General features: G+C 39.6%; 22 protein-coding genes, 2 tRNA genes and 2 rRNA genes (1 of these 26 running past the window's edge). 7 read left to right on the forward strand and 19 right to left on the reverse strand.

What is annotated here, in order from left to right; translation table 11 throughout:
• The 8 genes from ACI3ES_RS08385 to gmk all read right to left on the reverse strand — a co-directional run.
• A 23S ribosomal RNA gene (locus ACI3ES_RS08385) occupies positions 1–897 on the reverse strand; it reaches 2018 nt to the left of the window's first position.
• A 188-nt stretch (positions 898–1085) separates the two neighbouring features.
• Positions 1086–1158 (reverse strand) — tRNA-Ala (locus tag ACI3ES_RS08390).
• A 113-nt stretch (positions 1159–1271) separates the two neighbouring features.
• Positions 1272–2822: ribosomal RNA gene (locus ACI3ES_RS08395) — 16S ribosomal RNA — on the reverse strand.
• The 16S and 23S rRNA genes sit together here with 1 tRNA gene alongside, the layout of an rRNA operon.
• 329 nt (positions 2823–3151) lie before the next feature.
• Positions 3152–3523 (reverse strand): hypothetical protein, encoded by a 372-nt coding sequence (locus ACI3ES_RS08400; RefSeq protein ID WP_114666865.1) that lies wholly within the window; start codon positions 3521–3523, stop codon positions 3152–3154.
• Positions 3524–3533: 10 nt separating this feature from the next.
• A complete protein-coding gene (locus ACI3ES_RS08405) occupies positions 3534–3917 on the reverse strand; it encodes a CvfD/Ygs/GSP13 family RNA-binding post-transcriptional regulator (RefSeq protein WP_004910606.1) in 384 nt (127 codons plus the stop codon).
• Positions 3918–3995: 78 nt separating this feature from the next.
• Positions 3996–4583, reverse strand: a complete 588-nt coding sequence (locus tag ACI3ES_RS08410; RefSeq protein ID WP_114666866.1) for a peptidylprolyl isomerase — start codon at positions 4581–4583, stop codon at positions 3996–3998.
• A gap of 24 nt (positions 4584–4607) precedes the next feature.
• Positions 4608–4820, reverse strand: coding sequence for a DNA-directed RNA polymerase subunit omega (rpoZ, locus tag ACI3ES_RS08415; RefSeq protein WP_004910609.1), 213 nt, complete (start codon positions 4818–4820; stop codon positions 4608–4610).
• A 16-nt stretch (positions 4821–4836) separates the two neighbouring features.
• Complete coding sequence (gene gmk / locus ACI3ES_RS08420) at positions 4837–5430, reverse strand: guanylate kinase (protein ID WP_080519261.1); 594 nt, start codon at positions 5428–5430, stop codon at positions 4837–4839.
• Positions 5431–5688: 258 nt separating this feature from the next.
• Between gmk and ACI3ES_RS08425 the strand changes: the two genes are divergently transcribed.
• Positions 5689–6030, forward strand: a complete 342-nt coding sequence (locus ACI3ES_RS08425; RefSeq protein ID WP_114666867.1) for a hypothetical protein — start codon at positions 5689–5691, stop codon at positions 6028–6030.
• Positions 6031–6107: 77 nt separating this feature from the next.
• On the opposite strand, the gene ACI3ES_RS08430 is transcribed toward ACI3ES_RS08425, so the two are convergent.
• Together ACI3ES_RS08430 and ACI3ES_RS08435 are read right to left on the reverse strand one after the other, a co-directional pair.
• Positions 6108–7184: a metaphase chromosome protein 1 gene (locus ACI3ES_RS08430; protein WP_114666947.1), complete on the reverse strand. Its 1077-nt coding sequence runs from the start codon at positions 7182–7184 to the stop codon at positions 6108–6110.
• A gap of 47 nt (positions 7185–7231) precedes the next feature.
• Positions 7232–7582 (reverse strand): hypothetical protein, encoded by a 351-nt coding sequence (locus tag ACI3ES_RS08435; protein ID WP_114666868.1) that lies wholly within the window; start codon positions 7580–7582, stop codon positions 7232–7234.
• A 217-nt stretch (positions 7583–7799) separates the two neighbouring features.
• Here ACI3ES_RS08435 and ACI3ES_RS08440 point away from each other — a divergent pair, with 217 nt between their 5' ends.
• Positions 7800–9248 carry a peptide MFS transporter gene (locus ACI3ES_RS08440; RefSeq protein ID WP_114666869.1) on the forward strand — a complete coding sequence of 483 codons (1449 nt, stop codon included), beginning with the start codon at positions 7800–7802 and terminating at the stop codon, positions 9246–9248.
• A 35-nt stretch (positions 9249–9283) separates the two neighbouring features.
• Here ACI3ES_RS08440 and ACI3ES_RS08445 read toward each other — a convergent pair whose 3' ends face one another.
• The 4 genes from ACI3ES_RS08445 to zapA all read right to left on the reverse strand — a co-directional run bounded on the left by ACI3ES_RS08445 (position 9284) and on the right by zapA (position 14065).
• A complete protein-coding gene (locus ACI3ES_RS08445; RefSeq protein WP_114666870.1) occupies positions 9284–10588 on the reverse strand; it encodes an NCS2 family permease in 1305 nt (434 codons plus the stop codon).
• Positions 10589–10734: 146 nt separating this feature from the next.
• Positions 10735–13134 carry an endonuclease MutS2 gene (locus ACI3ES_RS08450; protein WP_114666871.1) on the reverse strand — a complete coding sequence of 800 codons (2400 nt, stop codon included), beginning with the start codon at positions 13132–13134 and terminating at the stop codon, positions 10735–10737.
• 17 nt (positions 13135–13151) lie between these two features.
• Positions 13152–13673 (reverse strand): CvpA family protein, encoded by a 522-nt coding sequence (locus tag ACI3ES_RS08455; protein WP_114666872.1) that lies wholly within the window; start codon positions 13671–13673, stop codon positions 13152–13154.
• Positions 13670–14065: a cell division protein ZapA gene (gene zapA / locus ACI3ES_RS08460; protein WP_114666873.1), complete on the reverse strand. Its 396-nt coding sequence runs from the start codon at positions 14063–14065 to the stop codon at positions 13670–13672. Before zapA ends, ACI3ES_RS08455 begins: the two co-directional genes overlap by 4 nt.
• Before the next feature lie 320 nt (positions 14066–14385).
• On the opposite strand from zapA, the gene ACI3ES_RS08465 reads away from it, so the two are divergent.
• Both ACI3ES_RS08465 and ACI3ES_RS08470 read left to right on the forward strand, forming a co-directional pair.
• Positions 14386–14682: a hypothetical protein gene (locus tag ACI3ES_RS08465; RefSeq protein WP_407631970.1), complete on the forward strand. Its 297-nt coding sequence runs from the start codon at positions 14386–14388 to the stop codon at positions 14680–14682.
• 87 nt (positions 14683–14769) lie between these two features.
• A complete protein-coding gene (locus ACI3ES_RS08470; protein ID WP_114666874.1) occupies positions 14770–15030 on the forward strand; it encodes a SemiSWEET family transporter in 261 nt (86 codons plus the stop codon).
• A 110-nt stretch (positions 15031–15140) separates the two neighbouring features.
• On the opposite strand, the gene ACI3ES_RS08475 is transcribed toward ACI3ES_RS08470, so the two are convergent.
• From ACI3ES_RS08475 to ACI3ES_RS08485, 3 genes are all read right to left on the reverse strand, one after another.
• Positions 15141–15758 (reverse strand): hypothetical protein, encoded by a 618-nt coding sequence (locus ACI3ES_RS08475; RefSeq protein WP_242029663.1) that lies wholly within the window; start codon positions 15756–15758, stop codon positions 15141–15143.
• Between the two features lie 482 nt (positions 15759–16240).
• A complete protein-coding gene (locus ACI3ES_RS08480; RefSeq protein ID WP_181809835.1) occupies positions 16241–16402 on the reverse strand; it encodes a hypothetical protein in 162 nt (53 codons plus the stop codon).
• A gap of 90 nt (positions 16403–16492) precedes the next feature.
• On the reverse strand, positions 16493–17413 hold the full coding sequence (locus tag ACI3ES_RS08485; protein ID WP_012268558.1) for an IS30 family transposase: 921 nt from the start codon (positions 17411–17413) through the stop codon (positions 16493–16495).
• 479 nt (positions 17414–17892) lie between these two features.
• Here ACI3ES_RS08485 and ACI3ES_RS08490 point away from each other — a divergent pair, with 479 nt between their 5' ends.
• Complete coding sequence (locus ACI3ES_RS08490) at positions 17893–18165, forward strand: hypothetical protein (RefSeq protein WP_114666876.1); 273 nt, start codon at positions 17893–17895, stop codon at positions 18163–18165.
• 242 nt (positions 18166–18407) lie between these two features.
• On the forward strand, positions 18408–18581 hold the full coding sequence (locus ACI3ES_RS08495) for a hypothetical protein (protein ID WP_181809836.1): 174 nt from the start codon (positions 18408–18410) through the stop codon (positions 18579–18581).
• 176 nt (positions 18582–18757) lie between these two features.
• Here ACI3ES_RS08495 and ACI3ES_RS08500 read toward each other — a convergent pair.
• Positions 18758–18829, reverse strand: a tRNA-Glu gene (locus ACI3ES_RS08500).
• Positions 18830–18969: 140 nt separating this feature from the next.
• Here ACI3ES_RS08500 and rnhC point away from each other — a divergent pair.
• Positions 18970–19875 (forward strand): ribonuclease HIII, encoded by a 906-nt coding sequence (rnhC, locus tag ACI3ES_RS08505; protein ID WP_114666948.1) that lies wholly within the window; start codon positions 18970–18972, stop codon positions 19873–19875.
• Between the two features lie 17 nt (positions 19876–19892).
• Here the strand turns inward: rnhC and ACI3ES_RS08510 are convergent, their stop codons facing one another.
• Complete coding sequence (locus ACI3ES_RS08510; RefSeq protein WP_080519457.1) at positions 19893–20453, reverse strand: hypothetical protein; 561 nt, start codon at positions 20451–20453, stop codon at positions 19893–19895.
• Position 20454 lies beyond the last annotated feature (1 nt).

Consider the following 20454-nt stretch of genomic DNA (forward strand, 5'->3'; position numbering starts at 1 on the left):
CCAGTATGCTTATAATGAGGCTAGCCCTAAAGCTATTTCGGAGAGAACCAGCTATCTCCAAGTTCGTTTGGAATTTCACCGCTACCCACAGTTCATCCGAGCATTTTTTAACATGCACCGGTTCGGACCTCCAGTAAGTTTTACCTCACCTTCATCCTGACCATGGGTAGGTCACCTGGTTTCGGGTCTACAGCATCGTACTATTCGCGCTATTCACACTCGCTTTCGCTGCGGCTCCGGTCTTTCCACCTTAACCTCGCACGATACCGTAACTCGCCGGTTCATTCTACAAAAGGCACGCCATCACCCATTAACGGGCTCTGACTTCTTGTAGGCGTCGTGGTTTCAGGAACTATTTCACTCCCCTTCCGGGGTGCTTTTCACCTTTCCCTCACGGTACTGGTTCACTATCGGTCACTAGGGAGTATTTAGCCTTACGGGATGGTCCCCGCGGATTCCGACCGGATTTCTCGTGTCCGGCCGTACTCAGGATCCTGAAAAGAGTCTGCTTTATTTCGCTTACGGGGCTATCACCCTATTTTGCCAAGCTTCCCAACTTGTTCTGCTATAAAACACTTTTGTAACTCTTATTTATCAGTCCTACAACCCCAACATGCAAGCACGTTGGTTTGGGCTCTTCCCCGTTCGCTCGCCGCTACTGAGGGAATCGATTTTTCTTTCTGCTCCTGCTGCTAATGAGATGTTTCAGTTCACAGCGTATTCCGTCAAATATCCTATGTATTCAGATACAGACAACTCTTACGAGTTAGGTTTCCCCATTCGGAAATCTCTGGGTCATAGCGTACTTACCGCTCACCAAAGCTTATCGTAGTTAGTCACGTCCTTCATCGGCTCCTAGTGCCAAGGCATCCACCACGCGCCCTTATTAACTTAACCTAACAGCCGAAACTGTTGTTTAAGTTTATGAGTTGGTCATTTTTCAGACCTGCGATTAAACCGTTCTTTATTAAAGAACTTTTTTGTGTTGTTTCTCGGTTCATTTATCACAATCTTACGATTGTTTTTAAAAGAATTTGTTACTATTCAGTTTTCAATGTGCAACTCGCTAGCCTTGCGACTAGCTATGGAGAATAGCGGGATCGAACCGCTGACCCCCTGCTTGCAAAGCAGGTGCTCTCCCAGCTGAGCTAATTCCCCATAGGATCACTTCTGAACATGATACCTATTTCAGTATCACACTCAAAACTAAACAAAACTTTGAACTGCACGAACTGACATCTAAGTCACTGTCGCTTTCCGATTATCCTTAGAAAGGAGGTGATCCAGCCGCAGGTTCTCCTACGGCTACCTTGTTACGACTTCACCCCAGTCATCTGTCCTGCCTTAGACGGCTCCTTCCTAAAAGGTTAGGCCACCGGCTTTGGGCATTACAAACTCCCATGGTGTGACGGGCGGTGTGTACAAGACCCGGGAACGTATTCACCGCGGCGTGCTGATCCGCGATTACTAGCGATTCCGACTTCATGTAGTCGAGTTGCAGACTACAATCCGAACTGAGACGTACTTTAAGAGATTAGCTCACCCTCGCGGGTTGGCAACTCGTTGTATACGCCATTGTAGCACGTGTGTAGCCCAGGTCATAAGGGGCATGATGATCTGACGTCGTCCCCGCCTTCCTCCGGTTTGTCACCGGCAGTCTCGCTAGAGTGCCCATCTGAATGCTGGCAACTAACAATAAGGGTTGCGCTCGTTGCGGGACTTAACCCAACATCTCACGACACGAGCTGACGACGACCATGCACCACCTGTCACTTTGTCTCCGAAGAGAACACTTCTATCTCTAAAAGCTTCAAAGGATGTCAAGACCTGGTAAGGTTCTTCGCGTTGCTTCGAATTAAACCACATGCTCCACCGCTTGTGCGGGTCCCCGTCAATTCCTTTGAGTTTCAACCTTGCGGTCGTACTCCCCAGGCGGAACACTTAATGCGTTAGCTTCGGCACTAAGAGGCGGAAACCTCCTAACACCTAGTGTTCATCGTTTACGGTGTGGACTACCAGGGTATCTAATCCTGTTTGCTACCCACACTTTCGAGCCTCAACGTCAGTTACAGTCCAGTAAGCCGCCTTCGCCACTGGTGTTCTTCCATATATCTACGCATTCCACCGCTACACATGGAGTTCCACTTACCTCTACTGCACTCAAGTTAACCAGTTTCCAATGCCATTCCGGAGTTGAGCTCCGGGCTTTCACATCAGACTTAATCAACCGTCTGCGCTCGCTTTACGCCCAATAAATCCGGATAACGCTCGGGACATACGTATTACCGCGGCTGCTGGCACGTATTTAGCCGTCCCTTTCTGGTATGGTACCGTCAAACTAAAATCATTCCCTATTCTAGCTGTTCTTCCCATACAACAGTGCTTTACGACCCGAAAGCCTTCATCACACACGCGGCGTTGCTCCATCAGGCTTTCGCCCATTGTGGAAGATTCCCTACTGCAGCCTCCCGTAGGAGTTTGGGCCGTGTCTCAGTCCCAATGTGGCCGATCAGTCTCTCAACTCGGCTATGCATCATTGTCTTGGTAGGCCTTTACCCCACCAACTAACTAATGCACCGCGGATCCATCTCTAGGTGACGCCAAAGCGCCTTTTAACTTCGTATCATGCGACACTAAGTTTCATTCGGTATTAGCATCTGTTTCCAAATGTTATCCCCAGCCTTGAGGCAGGTTGTCCACGTGTTACTCACCCGTTCGCCACTCACTTGAAAGGTGCAAGCACCTTTCGCTGTGCGTTCGACTTGCATGTATTAGGCACGCCGCCAGCGTTCATCCTGAGCCAGGATCAAACTCTCAATTTGAAAATTTGAAGATTGCTCTTCGATTAAACTGACGATTATTTCGCTATATTCTCTATAACGCTAATCCGTTTATTGTTTGTTACGAATTGACTTCGCAAATTTGTTTTTGTTACCTAAGTAACAGCCACAGATTCGTTTGTTCAAAGTTTTGTTCAGTTTTCAATGTGCTACTTATTGCCCCTTGAGACAACTATATTATCTTATCACCTTGTTCTTGTCTTGTCAACTACTTTCTTCGTTGACTTGCTCAAACTCTCGGCTCGTTGCCTCTTGGACAACTATTAAAACTATACGCTCTTTTTTTCCTTTGTCAATACCTTTTTTCTGTTTTATTCTTCAAAACTTACAAAAGCCTTTGTTTGCAAGGTTTCAAGCAGCGGATGAATTTTGTTAGCCGGTACAAATACTAGCTGATAATTCAATTCTTTTTCAATTTTCGGCATATCTTTAACATCAAACGAATAAATTGACATTAAACTATCACCGCCTGAAACACTGGTCAGTTCTCCCAAACGCCAGTCATCAAAGTCAACAGGCCCTAGGGACTTCAATCCTCTTAATACTGACCCCAAAGACGTATCATTATTATGCCGATGCATTTTCGTTGTAAAAAAACGATACGTTTGATCTTTGGTTTTTTCTACCAAAAAGTAGGGTAAATTATCTTTGACCGCGATTGCGGTCGCTGCGATTAGTGACATTTTTTATTTTTCACTTTCCGATGCGTGTCAACGCTTCTTTAATCCATTCTTCTTTTTTATTTGCGATTGGTGAGAAACCATAATCCAAATGATAGTTCGTCCAAAAACGTTTGCGAAGGTTGGTGTTTTTTATTAGTGGCGCTTGGGCATATACATGCATATCTTCTTGACGCAATGACAAGCTAATTTTGCCATTGTATTGTTCAATATCCATAATCACCACTTCCACCTCTTTACCAAGAGTGAGTTCATGCTTCAAATCTCGCACAACCCCTGATTTACATTCAGAAATGTGAATTAACCCTTGTGTATGTTCATCAAGTGCCACAAAAGCACCATAAGGCTGAATACCCGTTATTCTACCTTTTAGTTTTTGCCCAACAAAATATGACATGTAATTAACCTCTACAAATTATTATATCACGACCATTAATTTCACGTGTAGTCCGTTCAAGTGCACAAAAAAAGCAGGTTACTCACCTGCAATTGTAATTGTCTTTACAACAACATCTTCTTTGGGCTTATCCATCATATTAACCTGTGTTTTGGCAATATTGTCAACTACATCAAGGCCTTCAATAACTTGACCAAAAACAGTATGTTTACCGTCTAACCATGGCGTACCACCGTTTTGTCGATAATAATCCGCCATTTCTGATGGAACATTCTTCAGAGCAGAAGCCATTTGGGCGGGAAATTCAGACGCTTGGACAATGAAAAATTGTGATCCATTTGTGTTTGGACCAGCATTAGCCATTGATAAAGCGCCTCGAACATTAAACAATTGTTCACTGAATTCGTCTTCGAAGCTGTTGCCCCAAATGCTTTCGCCGCCCATTCCCGTACCGTCAGGATCGCCGCCCTGAATCATGAAGTCGCGGATAACCCGATGAAAAATACCACCATTATAGTAGCCATTTTTAGCATGGGTTGTAAAATTTTCAACCGTTTTTGGCGCCAAATCAGCAAACAGCTTTATCTTAATAGCACCGTGGTTAGTGTCAAACGTCGCCACTGGGCCCGCAAAATTTTGTGGTTCTAATTGTGGAAATTCTGCCATGTTGTATGTTGTCTCCTAAATAAATTAAACTTCGTCTTCAAAATCAGGATCAATAACAACATCCCCATTTTCAATTTCTTCAAGTGCTTGTCCAACTGATTTGTTGGATTTAAATGTCTCTTGCGTTGGTGGCATACCAGCATCTAATTCTCGCGCACGCTTCGCTCCTAGCGCAATCAACTTGTACCGCGAATCAACTTTCTCTAAGAGCTTATCAACTGATGGATATAATAACATTTATATTCTCCTTAAATTAAATTTGTTCAAATACGCGTGTGACACGCAAACGTTCAGCCGTAATTATGGCCTTAATACGATCAACTGCACGAGATACAACATCATTTTCAACTGCATAATCGTAGTTTATCATCATTTTAAGTTCATCACGAGCTGCTGCCACACGTTTTTCAATCACTTCACTAGAATCAGTGCCACGACCAACCAATCGCGAACGCAGATTTGTTAAATCTGGTGGCGTTAAGAAAATATAAATACCCTCAGGCATTTTAGATTTTACTTGAAGTGCCCCTTGAACATCAATTTCAAGGAAAACATCTCTACCACTTGCAAGTGTTTGATCAATAAAGCTCTTAGGGGTGCCGTAGTAATTATTAACATACTGGGCATATTCTAACATGTCGCCGTTATTAATTCTTTCTTCAAATTGTTCGCGTGTCACGAAGAAATAATCCTCACCATCTACTTCACCCTTACGAGGCGAACGCGTTGTTGCTGAAATGGAATATTGAAAATCAATTCCATCTTCTTCAAAAATCGCCTTGCGAACAGTTCCTTTACCCACCCCAGATGGGCCAGAAAGCACAATCAATAAACCACGCTGTGTCATAATTTTCCTCTTTATAAACTAATAGACTGATTATACCAATTTTCGACCTATAATTCAATAAATATATGTATCGAGCTGGATGATTGAATATTTGTTCGCATGGACACATTTTGTGGTTATCAACAAATTTTCCAATTTTATCAACAGACAAAGCCTAATAAATTATTCAAGAAATTATTAAGAGTCCATAAAAATATTGCTTTTTTGAACATTTGTTCGTATGATGGAATTAATCAATTACGAGTGGAGTAGATGAATATGCAAAATTATATTGTACGCCATCAATTTAGGTCACCGTTAGGTCGTATGTTAAAAGGATTAAAGCAGCTTTTTACACCGAAAAAGCATGTTCCTTTGAAGCGCCAACTCACTGCTAATCAAATCATCACAAGATTGACATGCGCCATCAACCAAGATGAACCTGTTACAATTCAGATTAACCAATCCCTCTTGAGCGAAGAAATCACCGAATTAACAGGTTATGTGTACCAAACACAAGCCGGTCAACTTTGGTTGCATGCCATAAAAACGCATCAATCAATGATAATTATTCCAGGGACAATTCGCCATATCACGCTACTCATCAACTGCAAAGCCTAAAAAAACACGTCAGTCGTACCCACACAAAGAGATAGAATGGCATCTAACTTTGGTTGTTACTATCTGTACGTGTTTTTTTAGGCAAGTTTTTCCAAATCCGAACCATTTAATTGACGCAATAAGCTATTAATCGCAGCAACATCAATATAATGATCAAGATCTATAATGCCACTCACAATTTTGCCCAAACCTGTGATGGCTTTTTTTTGACTTAAGAACTTCAAGTAAGATTTGACCTCACCGCCGATGCCATCTAGGTCCGACCATTGTGGCGTCCAATACGCCATCAAATGTTGTTGCACAAAATCGTTCAACACATTAGCATCCCATTGTTCGTGCGTTAGATTATACTCTTTAGCAATACCAACATGAAATGCGTGCAATAAGTTGATGACATTCTCACTCACAACACCTTTAACTGAGTTTTCTTTAAATTGTGCGAGACGTTTTTCTGCGTATGCTTCTTCAGCTTGAAGTTCTTCAGATGTTAAAGTGTCATTGGACTTTAAGAATGCTTCTGAAACTTTGAGTGGCTTCATTTTTGGTTCTAAACCACGAAATGTTTCGGCAATAACTGCCATATTAAAATCATCATCGTCATCATTTTCGCTCAAAAACTTAAATTGTAAGGTATCAATAGCATTTGATGTTTTCATCATTTCTGAAACATCTTTACCTTGCCACTTGAAAAAGTTGATTGCCATCACTGTACGCATAATCATACGCCAAAAATTAACATCAAAATTGGTCGTCTGCGCAACAAAACGATCGTTGACTTGGCTTTCTTTGACCAAAAATTGTTGCATATCAAATAGCACCGGTACTAGTAAAACAAAATAACGCCAATCACGGTCGTCGCTATTAACTAAGGCAGCCTGCATCGTTTCATTTAAATTAATCGTTGCCCGTTCATTACTGGTAAATTGCGTAAAATGTTGTTGGACCATAGTAGCAATAACATCATCAAGAAAGAATGAGGCTACTTCAAAGATTTCCGGTGCATATTTATTGCGATGCGTCAAAAAATATCGTGCCCTCAAAAAGCCTGCAAACTCATCATAGTTGAAGGCTGGTATTGTTTTCCTTGAGGTTAACTTTTGTTTAGATTGTACGTGACGCATCTTTTTAATTTGTGCTGATTTGCCTTGTTTCATAACATTTTGTGTCTCAATGGTCATCTGACCATGAAACAACCTCCTCCTTATATACTGAGATCTAAGTTATATTTACCGTTTCCAAATTCTTTTAGTCTCAATTGAAACACCTGATCTTCGCGGGCCAATAGCGGTGTTTTAATGGTTGCTTGTTGTGATCCCTCTAACTCAGCAATTTCAATCGCACTATTAATACGTGAAATGACAGGTGCAAAAGCTTTAGGATCTGCTGAAACATAAAACATCTCAGCATTGCCATAAGTTGATGATTTCCGTACCAAATTAACCGAGATTTTGTAACGATTTGCATCAAAAATAATATGATTGTAGTTAAAATCTCGTGCGTAGTGAAAGAGTGATGATAAAAATGCCGAAGCATCAAATTTTTCGTTTGCCATAAAATGTCCTTAATTTATTCTGATTTGATTATACTATAAAACAACCAACCTCACTAATGGTGTCCCGTTTTAATTCAATTTTTTAAAATCAGTGAAAATATTAAGGATTGAATATTTCACAGAATAGGCGTAGACTGGTATCGTTACTTTTAATAAAAATCTTGTAAATGCCTATTTATTAACATTAGTTATTTTTACAAGGTAAAAGGAGAGACTTTTGAAAGTCAAAGAAAAACAGTTTCTAGGACAACCACGTGGATTACTCACACTGTTTATGACAGAGATGTGGGAGCGATTTTCCTATTATGGCATGCGCGCCATTCTACTCTACTATATGTGGTCATTAATCGCTGACGGTCAACTCAACGTTAGTCGTGCTACGGCTGCTTCCATTATGGCCATTTATGCTTCAATGGTTTACCTCACTGGTGCGATTGGTGGTTTTGTCGCCGATCGCATACTCGGGCCACGTCGAACAGTTTTCTGGGGTGGCGTATTGATAATGGCTGGGCACATTGCTTTATCAACGCCATTTGGCGCCAAAGCATTATTTTTGTCAGTCATCCTTATCGTACTGGGTACTGGTTTTTTGAAACCCAATGTCTCAACGTTAGTTGGCTCATTATATAGTGATGATGACAAACGCCGTGACGCTGGCTTCTCTATTTTCGTTTTTGGTATTAATTTGGGTGGCTTCGTTGCACCATTATTAGTTGGAAAAGCACAAGAAATGGCCGGATACCACGTTGGCTTTTCTTTGGCCGCTATCGGCATGTTCATTGGTTTAATACAGTATCATTTCGGTGCAAATAAAAACTTGTCGGCCACAACAATGCAGCCGAGTGACCCACTATCTGAAAATGAAATTAAACCCCTATTAACAAAGATAATTATGGGCGTTACGGCATTAATTTTGATCATTGTTGGTATGATATTAGTTGGTTGGAACAGTTTACCTGATTTCATTAATTTGCTAACCCTTGTTGCCATTTTAATTCCAGTCACTTATTTTATCACCATGATTTCTTCCAAGAAAGTAACCAAATCAGAGCGTTCCAGAGTAATTGCTTATATTCCATTATTTTTAGCCGCTGTTTTATTTTGGGCAATCGAAGAGCAAGGTGCCATTGTGTTAGCTACTTTTGCTGCAGAACGCGTTGATTTATCTTTCTTTCCAGCTTCTTGGTTCCAATCTTTGAATCCATTTTTCATCATGCTTTACACACCATTTTTTGCCATTGTGTGGTCAAAGTGGCAAAAGCAGCCAACATCACCAATGAAATTTGCAATTGGCTTAATGTTTGCTGGATCAAGCTTTCTGCTCATGGCCGTTCCCGGTTCCCTATTTGGGACAGATGTTAAAGTTTCACCTTTTTGGTTAGTCGGTTCATGGGCACTAGTCATTGTTGGTGAAATGTTGATTTCTCCAGTTGGCCTATCGGTCACGACAAAGTTGGCACCAAAAGCCTTTAATTCACAAATGATGTCGATGTGGTTTTTATCCAGTGCAGTAGGTTCTGCGCTTAACGCACAACTCGTTACATTGTATAGTGCTAAAAATGAAGTTGGTTATTTTTTCTGGTTTGGTTCAGGAACCATTGTATTGGGTATTGTTCTCGTCTTCTTATCACGTTATATACATCGCTTAATGCAAGGCATTAACTAAAAAAGATTGTCCTTTGGCGGACAATCTTTTTTAGTTTAGCCAATTTGTAGAATAACCATAAACGCTACAAAGACTGCGCCTAAACCATACATAATTGGATGAACTTCTTTACCACGGCCAGTCACTAACATTAAAAATGGATAAACAATGAAGCCTAAAGCAATGCCATCTGAAATACTATACGATAACGGCATTCCCAGCACTGTGAGAAAAGCTGCCGCAGCCATTGGAAAATCTTCCCAATCAATGCTGCCCAAACTACCAGCCATCAACACGCCTACAACAATCAGTGCAGGTGCTGTGACTTGTGATGTCACCACAGTTAGTAATGGTGAAAATGCTAATGCCAGTATAAAGAAAATCCCTGTGAAAACACTAGTCAATCCTGTTCGACCACCAACAGCTATTCCTGTTGATGATTCAATATAGGCTGTTGTAGGCGAAGTACCAAGCAACGAACCACCAAGCATACCAATTGAGTCAGCCATTAGCGCTTTCCCTGCATTGGGTAATTCATTATTAACCAAAAAACCACCTGCACGAGCAGCACCAATTAATGAACCAGCGGTATCAAAGAAAGCCACTAATAAGAAAGTCACAACAGCAACTAACATTTGTAATGAGCCAAGGTCTTTCAATCCAAAAATTGCTTGTCCAAATGTCGGCTTTAAGCTAGGCACTGTACTAATAATTTCAGTGGGCGCGTGAACCTGTCCGATTATTAAACCAGCAACAGCAGTAATCACTAATCCAATGAAAATTGCGCCGGGAACATGGCGCGCAAATAAAGCAAACGTTACCAAAATACCAAATATTGTCAGTAATGTCGCAGGCTTACTCCAATCGCCAAAACCAATGATTGTGTCTTTATTGGCAGCAACAATACCGCCATCAGACAACCCCAAAAAGGCGATGAAAAGACCAATACCACCTGCAATTGCTGATTTTAGATCAGCAGGAATCGCATTAATAATGACCTCACGAATTTTAAAAATAGTTAACAGCCAGAATATGACTCCAGAAACAAACACAGCAGCCAAGGCCGTTTGCCACTTAACACCCATCCCTAAAACAACAGAATAAGCAAAAAAAGCATTGATTCCCAAGCCCGGTGCGATGGCAAATGGATACTTTGCAACGATACCCATAAATATTGTGGCAATCGCAGCAATTAACCCTGTGGCGGTAAACACAGCCCCCTTATCCATGCCTGCAGCACCTAAAACGCTGGGGTTAACAAACAAAATATACGCCATGGACACAAATGTGGTTAATCCCGCCACAAACTCAGTTCTAATCGTTGTGTGATTAGCGCTTAAGTTAAAATACTTCTCAATCATGCCTATTTTTTCTCCTCACTTTTTTCAATATGAACCACTAAAATAGGGTTACATCTCAAAATGACACAAGACTAATTGTCGCACTTTTTTGAATCAAATACAAAAGCACGGACAAAATTTGACCATAAAAAAAGTAAGCACTTTGCTTACTTAAGTGTCACAATTGTTGCGCCATCACCGCCTGCATTCGCGTTAGCAAAGTGATAAGACGCAACACGCCGGTCTGATCGTAAAAATTCTGTTACACCTTGTCGTAGTGCACCTGTTCCTTTTCCGTGAATAATTTCAACCGGACTTATATTAGCCAATACCGCTGTATCAAGGTATTTGTCAAGCTCGCTAAGGGCAGCTTCGTAGCGTATACCTCGTAAATCAAGCGTTGATTTGACCGTAGCGCGTGCCGATCCTGTCGCTTTGGTGCGCGTCATTTTTTGTTGTCTCTGCTTCGACTTTTCCTTTTGAGCCTTGATTGTCGCCTCAGTTTTTACAATGTCGTCTTCATCAACTAACATCTTTAAAATGCCCATTTCTACTTCCCATTGGCCATTACTGTGTTTTTTGACAAGCGTTCCTTGTTGCCCGTAGGATTGTACGGTAATGTCATCTCCAGGTGATAACTGTTTGGCCTTTTTGGCTTTTTGAAGTACTTTATTCTTTTCCAAGCTCACATTTTGACGTAAATTATCAAGTTGCCCTTTCTTTTGTTGCAACTCTTGCTCAGTAGATGTGGCTTTTGCACCACCATTTAAACGTTCTCGACGAATCTCACTAATTAATTGCTCTGCTTTCTTTTTGGTAGCTGCAACAATGTGATTAGCTTCATTTTTGGCATCTAACAATATACGTGCTTGATCTTTTTCAAGTTGCATTTCTTTGTCACGTAACGCTTCGGCCTGGGATTTTGTATCTTTTAACTGATTAGTCAATGATACATTTTTCTTTTTTACCTCGTCACGTTGCGCCACCAAATCAGCAATCATATTGTTCAGATCTTGATCTGAGTCATTGGTCAAAGATGTCGCTGCACCAATCACATCCTCACCAAATCCTAAACGCTTAGCAATCGCTAAAGCGTTAGATTGCCCAGGGACACCCATCAAAAATTGATAAGTTGGTTGTAGCGTTTCAACATCAAACACCATCGATGCATTTTGTGTTTCAGGTCGATTATAACCATATAACTTTAATTCAGGATAATGCGTCGTGGCAATCGTATAAGCACCTAGGCTCGCAACTTTATCCAAAATAGCGATTGCTAACGCAGCCCCCTCAGCCGGATCGGTACCGGCACCGAGTTCATCAAAAATCACTAAACTTTTGTCATCAATTTTATCTAGCATTGACACGATGTTTGCCATGTGCGAACTAAATGTCGATAGATTTTGTTCGATAGATTGTTCGTCGCCAATATCTGCAAAAACTTCTTTAAAAATACCGACAGTTGATGGTCGCTTTGTCGTAATAAACAATCCTGATTGTGCCATCAATTGTAACAATCCTAATGTTTTAATGGTGATTGTTTTACCACCAGTGTTAGGTCCCGTGATAATAATAGTCTTATAATGCTCACCAATCGCAATATCATTTGCCACAGCAACTTTTTGATCAAGTAATGGGTGCCAAGCCTGTGACAATGAAATATGATTGGCTGGATTAACGAGTGGTTGCATAGCATTTAATTTTGCAGCCAATCGGGCTTTAGCGTTTACAAAATCAAAGTGACCGAGAATCGACACGTTACGTTGAATTTCAGTCACGTATGGCATTAGCTCAGCTGATAATTCCTGTAACACCCGCTGTTCTTCCGCGTGTGCTTTAACGCGCAATTCACTAATTTTATTATTTAAATCAACAACCGACTGTGGCTCAATGTACAGTGTCAAACCAGATTGACTTTGGTCATGAACAACGCCACCAAATTGATGACGATACTCCGCTTTGACCGGTATGACATAGCGATCCGCACGAATCGTGACAATAGGATCGCTCAAATACTGAGCAGATTTACCACGCGTAAACGCCTGCATTTGATTTTTAACCGCATTCTCATTACCCACAATTTTCCCGCGCAGAGATTTTAGTTCAAAAGAAGCCTCATCATTAATGCGACCGGTTTCGTCAATAGCAATTTGAATCAGTCGTGTTACATCAGGTAACGTTGCTAAGTTTGCCGCCTGTTCTGGTAGCACATGCAATGATTCACCAATCGTTTCGTCTTGCATTTGTACAAAAAAATTAGCGATTGTGCTTGTATTACGTAGCACTTGACCTACCTGAGAAATTTCAGTTGCACTTAGTGACGCTTGCATAGTCAAACGCTTCAAATGAGCGCTGATATCAGCTAATTTACTAAGTGGAATGCCACCCTTGAGGTGATCAATTAAAACAGCATCAGCTGTCTCTTGCAACCAATAATTGATTTCTTGCTCATCAATACTTGGCAGTAATTCGCGACCTTCCTTTTGTCCTGATGATGTCACTAAAAATGCCGCTAATTGGGATTTAATTTTGTCGTATTCAAGTGTTTCTAAAACTTTACTGTTCATCTATTTTTCCTAAAAAATTATAACCACCAATGGTAAATTTGGTCAGCCAAAAATGGCGTTTTATCCAGTATGGTATTAAGCATTGGTGTGTTTAAAAATTGATCTTGCACCCATGTATTGGGAACAACTGATAATAGTTCGAGCACAAAGAAGGCAATACTTGCACCAATGAGCCCACAAAATAGTGCACCTAAAATACCATCTAAACAACCAAGAATCGGTAAACGTCGTACAATTTTAAACGTTCTCAAAATCGCATGACTGAGTAGACCACCAATAATGATAATCAAACCAAAAATAAGACCAGAAGCTAAAAACTGTGATCCATCCCCAACGACTGATTCGGGAATTGTTGTACGAACAAATTGCCCAGAAACAAGATGGGTCAAATATTGGCCAATTGGCTGAGATAATTTGATGGCAATATACCATACCACTACCCACAAAACAACGCGCAACACTGCACGTATGACCCCTTGACGATACCCAGAAAAAATCCACAACAACACGAATAAAAACGATAATCCTAGTATGATCATTGTTCAGTACGCTTAAAGATTTGATTCGAAGTACGCGAACGACTTTCCTGCTTTGCCGTGTCAATAATACTTGACACGGCACTTGTTTTAGCCTTAGGTTGCGTAGGTATTTCGTTACGCTTCTTGTCAAGTTCGACCTGCAATCGCGCAACTTGTTGCTGCAAATCATCTATTTCTGCTTGCTTGTACAGTTGATCAGAAATCGCATTGAACGTCACCAATGTGGCTTGATCTAAAGGTGCAAGTTTTGGCGCCACAAGGGCTATTTGGGCAAATTGCTTATTGATCAATTCTTCGGTTGCTTTAAAATGAGGAATGCTCGCATGACCGGAAATAACGTATTTCTTGCCGGCAATGACGGCTTTATATTGTCTTTTTGCTTGTTTTGTCATGCTTCAATTATACAATAAATCCTATCAACGCGCTAAAAATCAAAGTAATCCTTTTGATTGGACTATTTGAATTGACACAATCAAACTTGATCAATATAATGTTGCCAGATTTTAGTGTAATTTGAGTGTTTATTTTACTGTGGTATCATCATATTTCATCATCTGATTTCGATCAGAGGCATAACAAACATTTGTTTGAAAAAAATATATCTGCCCTAACGAATTCGATATCTTTTAACTTTTCGGTTTTTGCGTTATGATTAACGTATAGCGTAAACGTTTACATTACGAAAATCATCAGATATTTAGGAGGCATTATAATGGCCGCATATTATATTTTCGAAATAAATTATTCACGAAATCATGCCTTAATCAAGGCAGCACACGTCTATCGGGTCACAAATGATCATCAATTTGATGCAACTAAAGTTATCTCGCTCGACCGAGAAACGATTGCAACCAAAATCCAAAGCGGATTTGGTTTTAGGGTATTAACGAAAAACGACGGTCAATGGCATGTCGGCGATCTAGTGCAGATTGATGAAAATGGTCACATTAAAATTACGCCTGATGGTATTAAAGCTGATTATTTGGGTCATCTGCCAACCTATGACTAGTTTTACCTCATAAAGCCTAAAGATTGAAATTATTAATTTGATTTTGAAAAATGGTTTGTCCTATAATTTTGTAGTAAGAGGTAATCAATGAAAAACGATAAATTCATCAAATATTTAAGTTGGACAGCTACCATCATGTCAATTACGATGTATGTTTCTTATATCCCTCAAATTTTGAATAATCTCTCTGGTTCTAAAGGTAATCCCGTGCAACCGCTGGTTGCCGCTGTTAACTGTGCCTTGTGGGTTACCTATGGCCTGATTAAAGAAGAGCGTGACCTGCCATTAGCAGCAGCCAATTTCCCTGGTATTATCTTTGGCATCGTCACTTTCTGGACCGCATTATAAAATTAATCATCACTTTTTAGTTGACATGTAACTCATGTCTTTTTTTCTATCCTCATAAAAAAACGAGCCCTGATGAATGGCTCGATCGCGTGATGTGCAAATATTTTATATTATTGGTGTGCGTTTAAAACAGATTGCGCATATGCCTCTGTGTCTTTTGCATCTTGCAAAGCATTGTCTAATTGTTTTTGTAAATCAGAATTCTTATTGTTGGCTTCACTTAGTTTTTGTTGCGCATCATTTAATTGATTTTGCAATTGTGAGGCTTTGTTATTAGCATCTGAGAGCTGGGTTTGAACGTTATCAAGTTCCTTTTGTTTATCGGCAACTTTTTGATTGCCTTCAGCGATTTTTTGATTGATTTCGTCAATTTTTTGTTGAATTTCTTGTTGCTTTTGTTGTAACTCTTGTTGCTTTTGGTTGTTAGCCTGTGTCAATTGATCTTTGGCTTGTGCCAATTGATTTTGAAGACTAGTTAATTGAGATTGCATGTTTGCTACATTGTTTTGCGCGTCTGTCAATTGATTCTGCGCCGTAGTAGTTTGCGTGCTCAATGATGTAATTTGATTTGACTGTGCTGTCAATTTAGCACCCAACTGGTCAATAATCGAACGTGTATGGCTTAAGTTAGGTGACCCTTGCCATGAGTTATTGTCGGCTAAGACGATTCCTGTGCCAAAAGCTGCGGCAATAGCTAACGTAGCAATAGTTTTTTTGTATTTCATCATTTCTCCTAGAAAATTGTTCATAATTTGCACATGTTTAATATCACACTTTGTATATATACATTTGTCAATCAAAATATATACATTACTTATTTTTTATTTTCTATTAGAAACCTTGCCATAAAGCTATTGCTATTCGTTTATCAATGTTTAACCATTTTTGTTATAATTATGTTCAAAATTGATACTGCAATGAAAAAAAGACATCAGCGAAAACTAATGTCTTTTAACATGATTAGCTACTAATCCCTTGATAACTGGTAATCACTTTTTAAAATGATAATAAATCATCGCCGTCACCATCATCAATCCTAACGCTGAACATGACACCAAATAGAACCAAATATTAATGAAATCTTCAGAACTTAAATACATGGCAATATCTCCTTAAAAATATTACCCCTCTTGCTAATTATTTTACACCCATTTTTATCATTTTAAACTAATTATATATTACTGTATTATCACAAAAAAAGTAAATGTTGTCATTGCTTTTCTTTTTTCATGACAATATAATAGTTAATCATTGCGATTGTAATCATGACACTAGCAAATATTTTAAACCATAGCGCTTCAATGACCATGCTGAGTAAAATGCTGCCAACAATAGTCATTAAAACGAGATTGTTCGCTGTCTTTAAATTCATAGCGTCTCTCTATTTCAAAACTCATTTAATTGCCATTATACACTTATTTATTTCTAAAAAATATAATACAAAAATGGCAGATTGCAAGAATCATCCGAACACCGCATGTTTCTGAAAGACTTTTCGTGGTGATTGCCAGTTGAGCGTTTTCATTGGCCTGGCATTAATCCAATGATTAATTTGATCTAATTCTTTCTGACTGATGGTTTCAATTTTGCGTTCTTTTGGGATAAAACGACGGACATATCGATTTAGCACTTCATTACTACCACGTTCTTCTGGTGAATATGGGTGTGCAAAATACATCGGTATGCCTAGCTGTTCTTCTATTTCATCATATTTTGCAAACTCTCGACCGTGATCAACTGTAATTGATTTAGCATTTTTTATACCCTTGAAAAACCTAATAATAGCTGGTGTCACTGCCTGACTATTGCGCCCACTGACATGTCTCATGATATGTTGTCGACTCAATCGTTCTGTGATGGTCACTAAAACATCGCCACGTGTTTTACCAGATTGCATCGTATCAACTTCAAAATGACCAAATTCTTGTCTTAATTGGACAGCTTTTGGTCGTTTTTCAATTGAACGGCCATGAGCAAAAACACGTCTACGGCCGTCAGATTGACGTTTACGTCGAATACCTTTATCAGGTAAATCTGATAACTTAATTTTAAGCAAACCATGATGAATCCAGTTGTAGATGGTCTTGAAAGCAATACCCAATACATGAGCAGCCGTTTCTGGTGACCACTTCAAGATACCAATGTGATGGTTCAAAAAAGCTGATATTTCAGGTGTTAGGGTCGGATGGCGACCGTGTTTGTGCCGATTACACTGGGCTAAATGATGAGCCTGTTGTGCATTGTATGGTTTAATTCGATTTAACTCGTAGGTAATAGTTGCAGGAGAACGCTTTAAGAAACGGGCTATTTCTCGAGTTGAATGATTAAGTTTGATCATTGTTTCAATGACAGAACGTTCGTGAGCTGATAAACTAGAAGACATAAGCTGCAGATCCTTTATGGTTGATTTTAGTCAATTACCATTAAAGTCTCTGCAGTTTTTTTATGCAAGGTGTTCGGTTTAATTTTACAATCTGCCAAATATTTATCTCGTCATTTTCTGCATCGTTAGACACTCACTTGTTTTTATCACATGACCCATTTAAGGCAACCGACACATCCTATTGATAATTTTTTAGTTCAGTGCTCCAATTCTAAAACGCTAAATCCACAATTATAATCGCAGATACCACTAACTATTTCACCGCCAGTTTTGTTAATTTAGTAATAATTTTCGCACTGACACGCTTTCAGTTTTCTTGTACTGTCTGGTATGATTAATATACGCAAAGAACATTTTATTTTTTGTGAGTTTGTGGAGCTTTAACAATTAAAAGGACTATATTTTCTTGCAAACATTATAGTTGAATACATTGACTTGGTAACAAGCATATAGCGAAAACACTACTAGGAGAATTAACAATGACAACAGAAAATGAAGCAATTAAGACTCAAACAGTAGCTTATGGCTGGCAACTAGTATTACCTGTAAACACTATTGTTATGGATAATGATCAAGGCAACATAGCTATTGGCGATACTTCTGATAACTTTAAGGGTGGTCCAGTGATAATGCTCAAAGTTGGCGAAAATGAGGCTACCGTAGAAGCTAGTGGCTACTTTGAGGAAGGAATATCCATTACCTTAGATAAAAAAATCATTATCAAACGTCGTGCTGATTTTGAAGATAATTAATACTGCTGCTGGCACAAAAAACAATCACAGTCTTACTATTTGCCAAGCACCTCCTTTAACATATACCTTCTCTATCAACACGCGCCAGCGCTTATAGCAATAACCGACTCTCAATATGCTCAACATTTCATTACTGACAGAAAGTAGCTTTGTTGATAAACTATTAAACAAAATTACAATTCAAGGTTTGCTATATTTCAGCTTAGTCTATACACTCACATTTTGGATAAAAGGAAAACGGCATGAACAATCGTATTTTATTTTTTATTATGATAATTAGTTTAGTCCTCGGAATATTTTTGGTCTTGGTTAGTCGAAAAATAGCAAACCGCTACACTAAGTCACTGCTCGTTCTGGTGGGCATCGCTTTGGTTGGATATGCCTTATACTTATTCTGGCCACATCAAGTCGCTTAGCAATTAAAACGCCACTAAATACGATAATATACTCTGTTCACGTGAACTCATTCAGCTCTTCTATTGCATATCTGTCCCTCTCATTATAGAAAAGAATACGATATCCTGCATTTGTTGACAATAAAAGGCGTTGCATCAGGTTTTGATACCTTATGCAACGCCTTGAAATATACTAATAGCGCTAGAGGGAGTCGAACCCTCGATTTCGGCCTGAGAAGCCGACGTCTTAACCACTTGACCATAGCGCCATAACAAATATTAAGTATACCGAAAAAAATGCCTCTCGTCAACATGTTTTTACAGTCTCGACTTTGTCATCACACTTAGACAGGATAATCGGCAACACAAGTTATCGACCTCAACCATGAAAACTGCTATACTTGCTAATATGCAAACAGTTATTCAAGTTTCTTCCGGACAATTACAAAAGATGGCTCAATATTATGCCAAGTATAGCAATAACGTGATTCCCAATGGTGCTATTTTTTCAGCCCGCACCCCCACGACACACATTACAGGCTACCAATCTGGCAAAGTTATGTTTCAAGGTAAAGGACATAGTCTTGAAGCAGCCAAATGGCAAACTCTGACACCTAAAAGTAAAACAAACCACAATTCGGACAGTATTCCAATTGATTTTAAAAATTGGTCTGTTTTGGGATCTGATGAGGTGGGTGCCGGTGCGTATTTTGGTCCATTAACGACTGCTGCCGTTTTTGTCAGTGAGGACGATCTTGACTGGGTACGTCAATTGGGTATTGCGGATTCAAAAACCTTAACTGATCAAAAAATGAGAGCCATTGCACCAGAAATAATTGCACGTCTGCCACATCATGTCGTTAATTTGATGCCAGAAAAGTACAATCAGTTGCAACCCAATAATAATGTCAATCAAATGAAAGCAATTTCGCACAATTTTGCTTTGGCAAAAGTGCTTGACAAAATTGCACCAAAAAAGCCACGAGCAATTTTAATTGATCAATTTGCACAACGCGATACCTATTATCGTTATCTTAACAAGTCTCATCAACCACGTATTATTGCAGAAAACGTTTACTTCACGACGAAAGGTGAACAATACCATTTAAGTGTTGCCGCTGCTTCCATTCTAGCTAGAGTGGTTGAACTTAATTCACTCAAACAGCTTAGCGAATCTGCAGGAATGCCACTCCCCATTGGCGCAGGGCATGCAGTTGATGAAGTTGCCGCACAACTACTGCGTGATGGCAAAGACCTTAATCAATTTGCCAAATTACACTTTGCCAATACAAAAAAAGCTGAGCACCTATTATAAGGTGTTCAGCTTTTAAATTAGTTTGCCTTTGGTGTTTCGTCAGTTAATTCATCAACGGCTTTTTCTGCAGAAACTTCTTCCACATCGGCAGAAGTTTCCTCTGCAACTGTTTCATCTGCTTTCTCTTCATCAGCCAAATCAGCGAGTGCGGATTCCAAATCAACATCGTCTTGCGTTAATTCAATGTCTTCACTAGCAAACTTGTCACGCAAATCGGCAATTGCATCCTGTGTTTTAGCAACATAAGGAGATACAAAGTCTTTCGCCTTATCAACATATGGTGCTGCTTGATCAGTAATTTCCTTGAGCTTACCAGAAGCTGAATCTAACTGATCACCATACTTTTCTTGACTTTGTGACTTGAGTTCTGTGGCTTTAGCCTTTGCTTTCTCCGTAACATCTCCTGCTAAATCCGCAGCAGCATAGGCAGCATCATAAGCTTTATCACGTAGTAATACACCTGTTTCCTGCGCTTTTTCAGTTAGCTGATCCTGCTTTGCTTTAGGTAAGGCTTTAAAAGCAACAACCGCTGCCGCGCCAGCCAAAATTCCGAAAAATAAACCTTTTGCTTTTGACATA

Source organism: Leuconostoc falkenbergense, from assembly GCF_045801155.1.
GTDB classification, from domain to species: Bacteria; Bacillota; Bacilli; order Lactobacillales; family Lactobacillaceae; genus Leuconostoc; species Leuconostoc falkenbergense.